The 12,594-nt window shown below is 59.3% G+C and carries 13 protein-coding genes and 2 pseudogenes; 3 read left to right on the top strand and 12 right to left on the bottom strand.

Annotation, left to right across the window (positions count from 1 at the left end; translation table 11 throughout):
- Window positions 1–16: 16 nt before the first annotated feature.
- The 4 genes from psrA to phnD form a co-directional block, all read right to left on the bottom strand.
- Window positions 17–1,108: an iron-containing alcohol dehydrogenase PsrA gene (psrA, locus tag JFT80_RS12440; RefSeq protein ID WP_201148065.1), complete on the bottom strand. Its 1,092-nt coding sequence runs from the start codon at window positions 1,106–1,108 to the stop codon at window positions 17–19.
- Between the two features lie 137 nt (window positions 1,109–1,245).
- Window positions 1,246–2,064: a phosphonate ABC transporter, permease protein PhnE gene (gene phnE / locus JFT80_RS12435; protein WP_201148064.1), complete on the bottom strand. Its 819-nt coding sequence runs from the start codon at window positions 2,062–2,064 to the stop codon at window positions 1,246–1,248.
- Window positions 2,065–2,066: 2 nt separating this feature from the next.
- Complete coding sequence (gene phnC, locus JFT80_RS12430) at window positions 2,067–2,864, bottom strand: phosphonate ABC transporter ATP-binding protein (protein WP_201148063.1); 798 nt, start codon at window positions 2,862–2,864, stop codon at window positions 2,067–2,069.
- Window positions 2,861–3,730, bottom strand: coding sequence for a phosphonate ABC transporter substrate-binding protein (gene phnD / locus JFT80_RS12425; protein ID WP_122838334.1), 870 nt, complete (start codon window positions 3,728–3,730; stop codon window positions 2,861–2,863). The genes phnC and phnD overlap by 4 nt, the downstream gene beginning before the upstream one ends.
- Window positions 3,731–3,839: 109 nt before the next feature.
- On the opposite strand from phnD, the gene JFT80_RS12420 reads away from it, so the two are divergent.
- Window positions 3,840–4,685 (top strand): LysR substrate-binding domain-containing protein, encoded by an 846-nt coding sequence (locus JFT80_RS12420; protein ID WP_201148062.1) that lies wholly within the window; start codon window positions 3,840–3,842, stop codon window positions 4,683–4,685.
- A 120-nt stretch (window positions 4,686–4,805) separates the two neighbouring features.
- On the opposite strand, the gene JFT80_RS12415 is transcribed toward JFT80_RS12420, so the two are convergent.
- From JFT80_RS12415 to JFT80_RS12400, 4 genes are all read right to left on the bottom strand, one after another.
- Window positions 4,806–5,351, bottom strand: a complete 546-nt coding sequence (locus JFT80_RS12415) for a DUF4410 domain-containing protein (RefSeq protein WP_201148061.1) — start codon at window positions 5,349–5,351, stop codon at window positions 4,806–4,808.
- A gap of 62 nt (window positions 5,352–5,413) precedes the next feature.
- Entirely contained in the window at window positions 5,414–5,668 is a 255-nt protein-coding gene (locus tag JFT80_RS12410) for a hypothetical protein (RefSeq protein ID WP_201148060.1), read from the bottom strand.
- Window positions 5,669–5,718: 50 nt separating this feature from the next.
- Complete coding sequence (locus tag JFT80_RS12405; protein ID WP_201148059.1) at window positions 5,719–5,928, bottom strand: hypothetical protein; 210 nt, start codon at window positions 5,926–5,928, stop codon at window positions 5,719–5,721.
- Window positions 5,929–6,020: 92 nt separating this feature from the next.
- Complete coding sequence (locus JFT80_RS12400; protein WP_122838355.1) at window positions 6,021–6,629, bottom strand: LysE family translocator; 609 nt, start codon at window positions 6,627–6,629, stop codon at window positions 6,021–6,023.
- A 110-nt stretch (window positions 6,630–6,739) separates the two neighbouring features.
- Here JFT80_RS12400 and JFT80_RS12395 point away from each other — a divergent pair, with 110 nt between their 5' ends.
- Window positions 6,740–7,603: a LysR family transcriptional regulator gene (locus JFT80_RS12395; RefSeq protein WP_122838356.1), complete on the top strand. Its 864-nt coding sequence runs from the start codon at window positions 6,740–6,742 to the stop codon at window positions 7,601–7,603.
- A gap of 118 nt (window positions 7,604–7,721) precedes the next feature.
- A pseudogene (locus JFT80_RS25500) lies at window positions 7,722–9,211 on the top strand (amino acid permease).
- Between the two features lie 80 nt (window positions 9,212–9,291).
- On the opposite strand, the gene JFT80_RS12385 reads toward JFT80_RS25500, so the two are convergent.
- From JFT80_RS12385 to JFT80_RS12375, 4 genes and pseudogenes are all read right to left on the bottom strand, one after another.
- Window positions 9,292–11,019, bottom strand: coding sequence for a cobalamin biosynthesis protein CobT (locus JFT80_RS12385; RefSeq protein ID WP_201148058.1), 1,728 nt, complete (start codon window positions 11,017–11,019; stop codon window positions 9,292–9,294).
- A 19-nt stretch (window positions 11,020–11,038) separates the two neighbouring features.
- A complete protein-coding gene (locus JFT80_RS24245) occupies window positions 11,039–11,623 on the bottom strand; it encodes a MoxR family ATPase (RefSeq protein WP_242482919.1) in 585 nt (194 codons plus the stop codon).
- On the bottom strand, window positions 11,604–12,020 hold the full coding sequence (locus JFT80_RS24240; RefSeq protein WP_242482918.1) for a hypothetical protein: 417 nt from the start codon (window positions 12,018–12,020) through the stop codon (window positions 11,604–11,606). The genes JFT80_RS24245 and JFT80_RS24240 overlap by 20 nt, the downstream gene beginning before the upstream one ends.
- Before the next feature lie 162 nt (window positions 12,021–12,182).
- Window positions 12,183–12,594 (bottom strand): annotated as a pseudogene (locus JFT80_RS12375) (alanine--glyoxylate aminotransferase family protein); the annotation flags it as partial.

Raw genomic sequence — 12,594 nt, 5'->3', positions numbered from 1 at the left:
GTAAGTGTGTCCGGCTCTAAGCAGCTCTAGAGCCGATGAAGTTTTTGCCCCTGGCGCCCTGCATGGCAAAGTTGATCATTTCCTCGGCTTGCGATGCCGTTACACCGTAGTCGGAAAACTCCGTTTTAACGTCCAGGCTATGCAGGAATTCACGCAACTGGCTTTGGGCTTTTTTCAGGTCGTTGCCGAATATTCGTTGAAGGGTTCGGTCGCGCGCTTCGTCGTGGCCCCAGGCAAGACCCAGCACCAGCGGCAGGGTAAAGGAGCAGGCGATACCGTGCGGCAGACCATAGTGCAGGGTCATTTCGTAGGAAATGGAATGGGCCAGCGCAGTTTTGGTATTGGAGAATGCCAACCCTGCCTTAAGAGCGGCCATTGCCATGCGGGAGCGCAACTCCTTGCTGGACAGGTCACGACGCAGCAGCGGCAGGCATTCAAGGATGTCCTCAATCGCGGAAATGGCGAAGGTGTCCGAAACCGGATTGGCATTGATGTTCCAGATCGACTCCAGTGCATGCGACAGCGCGTCCAGCCCCGTAGACACCGTGACACTGCCTGGAACCGTAAGCATCAACTGCGGGTCGACGATGGCTACCTTTGGCCAGGTGCACTCCAGGTGCAGCGAGTATTTTTTGTGGCTGGCCGAATCCCAGATCGTCGCCCAAGGTGTAACTTCGCTGCCGGTACCCGCTGTGGTCGGAGCAGCAATCAGTACTTTGCTGCGTGCCGGGACGAACGGTTTACCTGCCGCCAACAACGCGAGTAATTCATCGAAGCGGCCAGACTCAGTCCCCACGATCAGCGCCTTCGCAGTATCGATGGCGCTACCGCCGCCCACTGCAATGACTGCGTGGCATTCGCCGGCCTGCTGCCAGAAACGTTCATAGGTACCACGAAGCTGAGCTACGTCTGGATTGGGTTGGACGTCCTCGACGATGTACACAAGTCGATCGCCCAGCAGGTCTTGAATACGATCGACCAATCCCAGCCCACGAGCTTCGGGAAACGTCACAAGGGCGACTTTCTGGTTTTCGGTGATTTCGGCAAGCTCGAGAAGGCTGCCCCAGCCGAAACGGGTATCAACTGGATTGTGGAAGCGGGCAGTCATGGCGGGTCCTATATTTTGTTGTTGTAAGTGGCCCCATAGTCGGGGCCCTTCAGCAACAGCTCAAATCGATAATTCGCAGGCTTTGATCGGTTGAACCGATAGCACGTCCCTTGGGACGCTTGTTGCTCATGCAGTGTTCAGTGATGCGCCCCGCGCTGGATGGCGTTGCGCAACCTACTGGACACCGCATCGGCAACGATCACCATGAGCGTGATGACGATGATGCAGGTCGCGGTTTCCTGGTATTTGAAAAGCTTGAGGCTGCTCACCAACTCAAATCCAAGGCCGCCGGCACCGACCATGCCGAGCACGGTAGCGGAACGCAGATTGACTTCGAAGCGATAAAGGACCACTGCAATCCAGGCCGTGATGACTTGTGGCAACACGCCAAATACGATGACCTGCAACGGCCGTGCACCTGTTGCCTGTAGCGCCTCAATAGGGCCTTGGTCGATCTCCTCGATGCTTTCGGCAAAAAACTTTCCAAGCATACCCAGGCCATGCAGTGCCAGCGCGAGCACGCCGGGGAAGGGCCCAAGGCCAACCGCCGAAACAAATATCAACGCCAGGATCAACTCGTTGATGCTGCGGGTGAAATTGAGGAATTGACGAGTGGTGTGGAAGACCAGGCGATTTCGACTGAGGTTGCGAGCCGCGAGAAACGACAGCGGAATCGCCAGCAACACCCCAAGCAATGTTCCCCAGAGTGCGATTTGCAGTGTTTCGATGGCCGGTGCTACCAGTCGAGGGAGAATGCTCAGATCGGGTGGGACGGTGCGTGCAAGGAAGTCGCCGATTTGCGGCAAGCCGGCGGCCAGTTCACCCACGCTCAGCTGTGCGCCCGTTGCGCTCCAGTGGAGTGTCAAAATCACCGCTAGCACAATCGCACCGGTGGACAGCCAGCCGCGAGTTCCAGATGGCAGGTCCACCGTCCATAGGTAGCTTTGCTGTTTCATGCTCATACCCTCAGCTGCGCGGTGTGGACCTTCGGCTTGTGTGCCATCGCTGGCGCGTCTTGCGACTCTTTTACCTGGCCTGGATAGATGCGCTGCAAATCGTCTTCGGTCATGTTGCAAGCGTCACCGTCATACACCAGCCTGCCGTGGGCCAAACCGACAATTCGGTCGCCAAACTCGCGGGCATAATCCACCTGATGAAGGTTGCACAACACGGTGATTCCCAGTTCGCGTGTGGCATCGCGCAGGTATTGCAGTACCAGGCGCGCAGTCTTGGGGTCGAGGCTGGCCACCGGTTCGTCCGCCAAGATTACCTTTGGCCGCTGCGCCAGGGCGCGAGCAATACCGACACGTTGCATTTGCCCGCCGGACAGCGCATCCGTGCGTTCGTGGGCTTTGTGGGTGAGCTCTACGCGTTCCAGGCAATGCATGGCCAAGGCCACATTCTCGCGACTGAACAGCTGCATGATCGAGGTAAGCGTTGAGACATTGCCCAGGCAACCGGTGAGTACGTTTTTCAGTACGCTGAGCCGTGGCACCACATTGTGGTGCTGGAAGATCATGGCTGCCTGACGTCGCAGAATGCTGGTGTCACGGCAAGTAATTGCATCAATACCCGCCACTGTCAGCGTCCCGGAATCAGCCTGGACCAGTCGGTTTATGCAGCGCAGCAATGTGGATTTTCCAGCGCCGGATTGGCCCAGTATCACCACAAATTCTCCGGCTGAAACCTTAAGGTCGATGCCACGCAATACCGGGTTATCCCCGTAATGCTTGGTCAGTTGGCTGATGCTGATCATTTCAGCCTCCGCAAATCCAGATCAAGAACCTTGGCGGTTTCGCGCACGACGTCGTAAGCAGCATCAGTCGTGGGCTGGAAACCATCGAGTTGGCCCTGGTCACCCCAAGGCACATCCTTGATCGAGGCCAGCGCTACGGCGACTTTCTGTTTCAGTTCAGGGTCGAGGTTTTTGCGCCACACCATTGGCGACTCAGGGATCGGGCGAGAGCTCCAGACCACCTGAACGTCATCCTGCTTCACCAGGCCCCTGGCTACTGCGTTTGCAAGAATGCGGTCGGCGACTGCCGCGGCATCGACCTTCTGGTTTGCGACGGCCAGGATGCTTGCATCGTGGGAGCCGGAGAAGATTACCCGCGATAAAAGTTTTGTCGGGTCAAAGCCGGCCTGCTCCAGGCCGGCCTTGGGAAACAGATGGCCCGACGCAGAGCTGGGATCGACAAAGGCGAACGTGTGGCCCTTGAGGTCGGACAATTGATTAATGCCGCTGTCCTTGCGGGCGATGATCAAGCTTTTATAGGCGCTTTGGCCGGTCTTTTTGGTGACCGCTACTGCGAAGGCTTCGACATCGGCCACCGAAGTTGCCAGAACGTAGGAGAAAGGGCCGAGGTAGGCCACGTCCAGCTTGCCTGCGCGCAGTGCTTCGATGATGCCGTTGTAGTCGGTCGCGACAAATGGTTCGACCGGCATACCCAGTTTGCTTTCGAGGCTGGCGAGTACCTGTTTGCTGGACTCGATCATCGCCTGGGAGTCTTCTGAGGGGATCAGGCCAATTCTCAATTTGTCGTTCGCTGCTGCTTGGCAGACGGCGCTGATCGAGAGGCATGCAATAGCGACGACACGCAAAAATCTGGAGAAGTTGTTCATGGCATTCCAGGAGGCTGGTTGGAGTGGCCTCAGGTTAGAAATGTCACGTGACAGTCATACGATCAATTCAATATGGGTTTCAGCAGCTAACTATTGATGGAGTCTATGGATGTCGACCGCCAAGATGCGTGCTTTCCTCGCTGTGGCGCGCCACGGTAGTTTCAGCGCCGGTGCCAGAGCGCTAGGGCTCAGCCAGCCGACGCTGACAACCCAGGTGCAGAGTATGGAGCGGCAGTACAATCTGGAGCTGTTCCACCGTCGCGGGCGGCGTATAGAGTTATCCGATGTTGGACGGCAATTACTGCCGATAGCCCAAGCGATGGCTGCGCTGGATCTTGAGGCGCACAACCTGCTGCGCGATTCTGGGCGGCTTGACAGCGGCGAACTCAAGCTGGGGGCGGTGGGACCATTTCATGTGATCGAGATGGTTGATAACTACCGCCAACAATATCCACGCATCGATGTGTCTATACGTGTGGGCAACTCGGCGCAGGTGCTGGCCGATCTTGAGAGCTACGTCACGGATATCGCCGTGCTTGCCGGCCGGAATGATGACCCAGGCCTCTGCGCTGTGCATTACGCGCGTCACGCCATCATCCTGTTCGCCCACCATGAGCATCCTTTTGCCGCACGGGGTTCAGTACGACTGGACGAGCTCGAAGGGCAGCCGCTGCTGCAGCGAGAGCCAGGGTCAACCACTCGCCTGGTGCTGGAGCAGGCGTTGATTGCAGCGCAGGTTTTCCCGCGAATAACCATGGAGATCGGTAGTCGCGAAGCGCTACGCGAGGCGGTGGCTCGGGGCATAGGACTGGGGGTTGTGTCCGAAGCGGAATACATCCCCGATCCTCGTATCCGAGCGATCCGCATTGATGGTGATTCGCTCTATACCGATACGTTTATGTATTGCCTCACCGAACGTCGGTCCAGTCGGCTCATCACATCTTTTTTGATGTAGTGCTTTCAGAGGCATTAGCAAAGTAGCAGTGGATGGCAGTCACGAGAGCGCCAACGCCACTCTAAATGTGCTGAATGGTTTCCCCTCATGAGTGAATGGGTTCATGCACCCAGAACTGAATCACTCAGCCTCCGTGCCCTTGATGTCGCTGATAATCTGGTGAGCGATCGCCTCGACCTGTTTTTGAGTCATTGCTGACATAACCCCCTCCCAAGCAGATGAAGAAGTGTCATAGGTGCGACTACCAATTAACCGCCCGGACTTCAAATCCGAGTAATCCGCACTTGAGTTGATCCAGGAGTTGCCAACCATCACGCCCGCAGCATAGCGCGCACCAGGTGTCAGGTATCGGAAGTTGGTGACGTTTATCTTGATACCCACTCCGTCCTTTACTGCGGGGTCCGCTACATGAGATTCGGTGAGGCGGTAACCCGCACGGGCAGCTTCATCTTTGAGGGCCTGGTTCCATTCTTGCCTCAGGCGAATCCAGTCCTCGTTCTGCTGGATCTTGCCGTTACCCTGAATGTTAACAACCAAGTTCTTCTTGGCGGCTTCGTCAATTTTCAGTGTTTCAGCGCCACCGCTTTTTACGGACGCTGCGCAGCCGCTGAGCAGCGAAACGGCGATGAGGCATGACAGGGCGAGTAGATTTTTGCTGTTGTTCATTGAATGTCCATATCCAGAAGGTTCTGCTGCAGAGGTGCAGCAATTGTTAAAGTAGCAGTGAATCACTCAGCCTCGCTTCGCAAAATCGCTCCGGCCTTTACTTCACCAGCATAGAAGCCGATTTTTTCCTGTTGAGCCTTCAGCAGTGCGCATATCTTTATCAGCGCAATGGCTTCGTCAGGGGTTTTTCCCACACTCGCCATACGGGTCAGCTCAATCATCGACCAGCCGATCACTGCGGCTGCATCCTCCAGGTCGTAGAACAGCTCCTGCTGAGCTGTTCTTGGTCCGTCGAGTCCCTCAATAAGGTCTGGCAACTAATTCTCCATTCGTGAGCGTCGAGTCAGAAGTTGAGCCATGTTCATTCTCAATGAAGGGTTTTCACCTTACGGCTCTCACCAATCCTGATCCGATCCAACGCCCGATTAAGCGAATCCAATGCATCAAGCAGCGCTTTAGCCTCCGCCTCTCGACCATCCCCCCAAAGCCGCTCAACCATTCTATTCAACGCTTGGATCGACCGTTCAATATCGGCCGCAGTCACTACCGGCGCATCCGCTTCTTGCTTCTTTGACATGTTCAAAACCTCTTAAGCGCTTGAAGAACAACGCCTGAGATTCGGCAGTTTTCAGCATACATCTTAAGGATACGCAAAATCGGCTGACACCCTCACGAATGAATCGGCAACGCCAACCCAAACACCACAAAAAACCCACCACACACCTTATTGAAACGCCGCCCGGTCCGAGCCAGCCAAGGCCGCACCCGATGCGCTGCACTTGCCACCATATACTCAACCACAAACTCTACCACCGCATACGTCAGCGCAATCGCTGCCGTTTGCGCAATGATGCTCCTGTGCGGGTCCAGGAACGGTGGAATAAACGCAGTAAACAGCAGCAGTGCCTTGGGATTTGAAAGTGCCGACACCAGTCCTTGGCGGAACAGCGACCAGCGTCGAAAGCTTGTAGCACCGGTGGGTTCAAGGCTGACGGGCGCAGACCGCCACAGCCCCCAGCCCAGCCAGATCAGATACAGCCCGCCAACCACCTTCAATACGGTGAACCAGGTCGCCGATGCCTGTATCAGTGCACCCAGGCCCAAAGCGCATAGCGCAAGCACCACGGCAAAGCCGAGAACGCCGCCGCTGATGGTGAACAGTGTTCTGCGGCTGCCGTGAAGCGCCCCATGGGTAAGCACCAGTAACGCATTCGGCCCTGGCACGACGGCGATGCCGAAGCAGGTAATGAGGTACAGCAACCAGGTATCGAATGGCATGGGCAGATCCACAAAGCGTTGATTGGGTCAGGATCTTGCGGGTGAAGCACTGTCATGAAAAGCGCATAATTCAGGTCTTAGCCATTCGATTAACGAATAGAGGATTCGCCATGCCCGCCAGTGATTTGCAAATCGATTGGCTCAAGTGCTTCGTGGCGGTGGTGGATGCCGGTTCGCTGTCGGGCGCGGCCCATGAGGTGAACCGGTCGCAGTCCGCTGTCAGCATGCAGATGAAGAAGCTGGAGGCCGCGCTTGGACGGCAGTTGTTGAGTCGTGGCCCAAGGCACCTGCAACTGACCGACGATGGCCAGACGCTGTTGAGCTACGCCCGGCGTATGCTCGCTTTACATGCCGAGACCCAGGCGGCTTTTCACGGTGAGGAGTTGTCTGGGCGGATTCGCCTTGGCGTCGCGGAGGACTATGCGGCCAGGTATCTCACGCCGCTCCTGAAGCGTTTTTCGCCGCGCTATGCTGGGGTGGAAATTGAGCTGACCTGTGAGCAGTCGACTGCACTTATTCCGCGGGTTCGAAGCGGTGATCTGGATTTGGCGCTGGTGTCCAGGGACTCGGCGCAAAGCGGGACGTTTCTCTTCAAGGAGCCGATGGTTTGGGTGGGCTCACCCCAGTTCGAGCTCTGGAGGCGCGACCCGGTGCCGATCGCCGTGTACGAAAGCGCAAGCCTGGCTCGGCTATATGCCGTGAATTCACTGACCCAACGGGGCCGCCAATTCAAGGTGGTCTACAACAGTTCGAGTCTCGCGGGCCAGGTGGCGGCAGTGGAGGGCGGGCTTGCGATTGCCGCGATTACCCAGTGCACCGTGCAGCCATCGCTTCAGGTCTTGGGCAGCGAGCACGGCTTGGGCAGCATTGAGCCGATGGAGGTGTCGATTCTGCGTAGCCGTGCTTCGCGTGGGTCGAAAGCGGTGAATGGCCTGCATGCTTTTATCATCAGCGCGCTGAGAATCCAGGCGTAATCATCTGGCGATCATCAAAAGACGTGGCTCCAGCAGCGCGCCGCAATTGGATCTAAAAAGTTTGGCACTCCCGGAAGACACTGCGAAGGCAGCCAGGGTCGATCCCCCTACCAGGACGATGCCTGACTGCTTCTGTACTGACTTTCAACCTAAAATAAAAACGAATGGGGTGAGCAGCATGTCCGTACCTCAACAAACCCGGTCGGAGGGCGCCAACGGCGGTCTGCAATCGGGGCTCAAGCAACGTCACATGGCCATGATCGCCCTGGGTGGTGTCATCGGTGCCGGCCTGTTCGTCGGCAGCGGGGTGGTCATCCAGTCTGCGGGGCCTGCGGCCCTCATTTCCTTCCTGGTCACCGGCATACTGGTCATCCTGATCATGCGCATGCTTGGCGAGATGGCCTGCGCCTTGCCGACCGTCGGATCCTTCTACGAATACGCACGTATGGCCTGGGCCGATCATAAACAGGCGAGCCAACTGGCCGGATTTCTTACCGGCTGGATGTACTGGTATTTCTGGGTGATCGTCGTCGCCGTGGAGGCCGTGGCTGGCGCCTCGCTCATTCAGTTCTGGCTGCCGGATGTTCCGGCCTGGGGCATCAGCCTGACATTGATGATCATTCTGACCCTGACTAACCTGTGCTCGGTCGCTTCCTTCGGTGAGTTCGAGTTCTGGTTCTCCTCGATCAAAGTCGCGGCCATCATGGTTTTCCTGCTGCTGGGCGGGCTGTACCTGCTAGGGATGTGGCCGACCGAAACCCACCATGGGTTGAGTACGATGCTCAGTCACGGCGGCTTCATGCCCAACGGCATCGGCCCGGTGTTGACTGGCGCGGTGGCGGCGACCGGGTTCTATTTCGGCGCCGAGATTGTCACCGTGGCGGCTGCCGAGTCTTCCGACCCGGTGCGCTCCGTCGCGCGGGCCACCAACTCGGTGATCACCCGCGTGCTGTTCTTCTATGTGGGCTCGATTTTCTGGTAGTCACCCTGGTTCCCTGGGACTCGCCCGCGATGCTCACGCCGTATTCCAGTGCGCTGGCAGCCATGGGCTTCGACTGGGCCGCGCACGTAATGAATGCCATTGTGCTGACCGCCGTGCTGTCGTGTCTGAATTCGGGCATCTACGCGTCTTCGCGCATGCTGTTCGCACTGACCAAACGCGGCGACGCACCGCGCAGCCTGGCCAAGCTGTCTTCGAGTGGCGTACCGCGCCGGGCGATCTTTTTCGGCACGCTGTTCGGCTATCTGTCGGTGGTCATGTCGTACATATCGCCCGATACCATCTTCGCCTTTCTGGTCAACTCGTATGGCACGGTGGCGATCTTTGTCTATGTGTTGATTGCCCTGTCCCAGCTGCGCTTGCGTGCGAAGCTGGAACGCGAGGCGCCGGAGAAACTCAAGGTGCGGATGTGGTGTTATCCCTATCTGACCTACGTCGCCATCTTCGGCATGCTGGGCATCGTGACCGGCATGGCCTTCATCCCGGAGCAGCGCATGCCGCTGGCGTTGGGCGTCGTCAGCCTGGCGATCCTGCTGCTGGCGTTTATCAGTCGCAGCATCTGGCGGCGGATCAAGGGCCTGCCGCAAATCGTCCCCGTGAACAGTTAGTTGTAACGACCCATCAGGGTTTGCAGGAAAAAGTCGCCGTGAGGCGACTTTTTATTGTCTGGAGATTAGCCGGGGTGTGTTCAATGGCGGCCGCTGAGCAGACGCAGGATCTCGTCGAACACCGCATTGTCCAGGCTGCCAGACAAATCAAGCTCCAGGCTGTGGCGGTAGTAGGTACTCAGGTCGAGGCCGACGCCCAGGGCGTACAACTCGATGCTGCGCTCCTGCTCGATCTGCCGCGTCACTTGCTTGAGGTGCAGGTCGAGGATGTCCTGCTGATTGGCCTGGTGGGTGGCGCTGTCCATCGGGCAGCCGTCGGAGATGATGATCAGGATGCGTCGTCGTGCCTCGCGCTGCAGCAGCCGCTGACGCGCCCACAGGAGGGCCTCGCCGTCGATGCCTTCGCGAAACAGATCGGATTTGAGCAACGCTGCAATGTTCGGCCGCGCGCGGCGCCAGGACGTTTCGGCGTTCTTGTAGACCACATGGCTCAGCTCGTTGAGCCTTCCCGGGTTGGCCGGCTGGCCCGTGGCGCGCCAGCGCTTCAGGGGGCGCCCGCCGTTCCATTGGCCGGTGGTGAAGCCGAGGATTTCACTGCGCGCGCCCGCCAGTTCCAGGGCACGGCTGAAGGCGTCAGCCAGCAAGGCGACGCTGTCGATGTGGTTGCGCATGGAGCCGGAGTTGTCGATCAGCAGGCTGACCAGGCAATCGCTGTGCGGACGCTCCTGCTCGTGACGAAAAATCTCCCGTTGTTCGGGGCTGATGATCAGGCGGCTGAGGCGCCCGGCGTCGATCTGGCCCTCGGTTTGGGCGAAGGCCCAACCATCGCGGCGAGGCGCGGCCAGAAGGGCGCCCAGGCGCTTGGCCAGGCGAGGCAGGTTGAGGCCCTGGCCGGCCAGGCCACGGTCCAGGCGCTGACGCAGTTCGCGCAATAATTCGGGGCGTACCAGGCGGGTGGCATCACGCTCGCTATCGTAGTCGCGGCTGAACACCTGGTAGGTAAAGGCATCGTCGCTGCCGCGCGGATGACCTTGGGCAGCACCGCTGGAGCTGACGTCGCCATCGCCATCCTGATCCACGTCCAGCAACAGGGCAAAGGCCAGATGAGTCTTTTCAGCGATGTCCGAGACCTTGCGCTCGTCGTTACCAAGCAGTTCGGCGTCCAGGTGCTCGATCAGCTCCTGTGCCTTGGCGGCAATCAGCAAGGCATGCTCGGTGAACGCTACCTGGTCATGCCGACAGCGGCGCAGCAGCCCGAAGGCCGCGCCGAAATGGCCGAGCAGGCTCAAGCGCGGTGCTTCGATAAGCATCTCCGTCTGTTCCCCGGCGCGGCCGCCGCACAGCAAAATCCAGGTCATCTGCGCGAGGGTGAAGAGCAGCAGGCCGACATGTCCCTCGGCCTGGCCTGCGTCGAGAAACTGTTGGCTCCACTGCTCGAAGCGCCGCAGCAGATTGCGCCGTACGCCGGGATGACAGTCAGCGACCAACGACTCGACGCGCAGTTGCTCGATCAGTTCGAACACCAGGCGTTCGATGGGTTGTGCCGGGAGTACCTGGCGGACCAGCGCCTGTTCACTGTGCTTTAAACGCAGCGCCAGGCTGTCAGCCACCCCGCGCCAGGCTCGACTCTCATCGTGCTCGGGGTCTGGGTGCAGGTGTGGGGCGCGCACCGCAAAGTGCCGTTCCCGCACCTCCAGGCGGCCGCCCCGATAACGTAGAAGGGGTTCCCCTGACAGTGCCCTCAGCGTTGCCGCGCAGAGTTCTTCGAGTTGTTGCTGGCGTTTCTCGCGGCGCGGCGGCGGGTTCATGGTGATCCTCTTGTGGGGTTCAGGCCGAGGCCATCAGGGGGAGCGCCGATTCGCCGAGCTCCTGGTCGAAGCAGCGTTGGTAGTATTCGGCGACGATCGGCCGCTCTGCTTCATCGCATTTGTTGAGGAACGAAAGGCGGAAGGCCAGGGCCGGGTCGCTGAAGATCTCCATGTTCTCCGCCCAGGAGATCACGCAGCGCGGCGACATCAGGGTGGAAAGGTCGCCACTGGCGAAGCCCTGGCGAGTCAGGTCGGCCACCGCCACCATTTGCCTCAGCAAGCCTTCGCCGTGGCGGGCGAGCAGGTGCGGTACCCGTGCGGCGACTATTGCGACTTCTTCAGCCTGAGGCAGGTAGTTCAGGGTGGCGACCATGTTCCAGCGATCCAGCTGCGCCTGGTTGAGCACTTGAGTGCCGTTGTACAGCCCGTTGAGGTTGCCCAGGCCAACGGTGTTGGCGGTGGCGAACAGGCGGAACGAGGGGTGCGGCTGGATCACCAGGTTCTGGTCAAGCAGATTGAGCTTGCCGTCGCGTTCGAGGATGCGCTGGATCACGAACATCACGTCCGGGCGACCAGCGTCGTATTCATCGAAGATCAGCGCCATGGGCCGACGCAGCGCCCAGGGCAGGATGCCTTCCTGGAATTCGGTGACCTGCTTGCCCCTCGCGCAGGACGATGCCGTCCTTGCCGATCAGGTCCAGGCGGCTGATGTGACCGTCCAGATTGACCCTTGTGCAAGGCCAGTTGAGCCGCGCCGCGACCTGTTCGATATGAGTCGACTTGCCACTGCCGTGCAGCCCTTGCAGCATCACCCGGCGATTGCGGGTGAAGCCGGCGAGAATCGCCAGGGTGACTTCCGGGTTGAAGCGATAGGCCGTGTCGATCTGCGGCACATGCTCGCTGGCGTTGAGGAACACGGGTACCCGCATGCTGGAGTCGATACCGAACAACTCCCGGACAGGGACCAGGCGGCTGGCGGGTTCGAAGTTCAGGTCGGTCATGGTATCGCCTCAAGGGGCCGGGGAGGGGGCTCTTGATTCTAGGGGCGTGACCGGGGCGGGGAGGGACCAGTTAGCGGGACTCAATGCGGCCAGTTGGACTGATTGGCACATGAGCCCCGCAACCGTTTAAGGGCTGCCAGATTCTGTGGCAAAGCGGCGAGCTCAGTCGCGCAGAACCTCGTTCAGCGCCTGTTCGAGGTGCTGACCGTGCGCTCGAGATTGTGCAGCTTTTCGAGCCCGAACAGACCGATGCGAAAGGTCTGGAAGTCGGCTGGCTCGTCGCACTGCAACGGTACACCAGCAGCGATCTGCAGGCCTTGGGCGGCAAATTTCTTGCCGTTCTTGATGTCGGCATCGTCGGTGTAGCTCACCACCACGCCAGGGGCCTGGAAACCGGGGGCGGCCACGCTTTTGATCCCCTTGCCGGTCAACATGGCGCGTACCCGGTCGCCCAGGGCCTTTTGTTCGTCGCGGACCTTGTCGAAGCCGTAGGCTTGCGTCTCTTTCATCACTTCGTTGAAGCGCGCGAGGGCGTCGCTGGGCATGGTGGCATGGTAGGCATGCCCGCCCTGTT

The sequence above is a fragment of the Pseudomonas sp. TH10 genome (genome assembly GCF_016651255.1).
In the GTDB taxonomy this organism is placed as follows: domain Bacteria; phylum Pseudomonadota; class Gammaproteobacteria; order Pseudomonadales; family Pseudomonadaceae; genus Aquipseudomonas.
This window is presented reverse-complemented; position numbering and strand designations above follow the sequence as displayed.

Excerpts from the sequence above, each read along its gene's own strand:
- psrA (WP_201148065.1), bottom strand. The coding sequence starts at position 1,108 with ATGACTGCCCGCTTCCACAATCCAGTTGATACCCGTTTCGGCTGGGGC.
- phnE (WP_201148064.1), bottom strand. The coding sequence starts at position 2,064 with ATGAAACAGCAAAGCTACCTATGGACGGTGGACCTGCCATCTGGAACT.
- phnC (WP_201148063.1), bottom strand. The coding sequence starts at position 2,864 with ATGATCAGCATCAGCCAACTGACCAAGCATTACGGGGATAACCCGGTA.
- phnD (WP_122838334.1), bottom strand. The coding sequence starts at position 3,730 with ATGAACAACTTCTCCAGATTTTTGCGTGTCGTCGCTATTGCATGCCTC.
- JFT80_RS12420 (WP_201148062.1), top strand. The coding sequence starts at position 3,840 with ATGTCGACCGCCAAGATGCGTGCTTTCCTCGCTGTGGCGCGCCACGGT.
- JFT80_RS12415 (WP_201148061.1), bottom strand. The coding sequence starts at position 5,351 with ATGAACAACAGCAAAAATCTACTCGCCCTGTCATGCCTCATCGCCGTT.
- JFT80_RS12405 (WP_201148059.1), bottom strand. The coding sequence starts at position 5,928 with ATGTCAAAGAAGCAAGAAGCGGATGCGCCGGTAGTGACTGCGGCCGAT.
- JFT80_RS12400 (WP_122838355.1), bottom strand. The coding sequence starts at position 6,629 with ATGCCATTCGATACCTGGTTGCTGTACCTCATTACCTGCTTCGGCATC.
- JFT80_RS12395 (WP_122838356.1), top strand. The coding sequence starts at position 6,740 with ATGCCCGCCAGTGATTTGCAAATCGATTGGCTCAAGTGCTTCGTGGCG.
- JFT80_RS12385 (WP_201148058.1), bottom strand. The coding sequence starts at position 11,019 with ATGAACCCGCCGCCGCGCCGCGAGAAACGCCAGCAACAACTCGAAGAA.
- JFT80_RS24245 (WP_242482919.1), bottom strand. The coding sequence starts at position 11,623 with ATGGCGCTGATCTTCGATGAATACGACGCTGGTCGCCCGGACGTGATG.
- JFT80_RS24240 (WP_242482918.1), bottom strand. The coding sequence starts at position 12,020 with ATGACCGACCTGAACTTCGAACCCGCCAGCCGCCTGGTCCCTGTCCGG.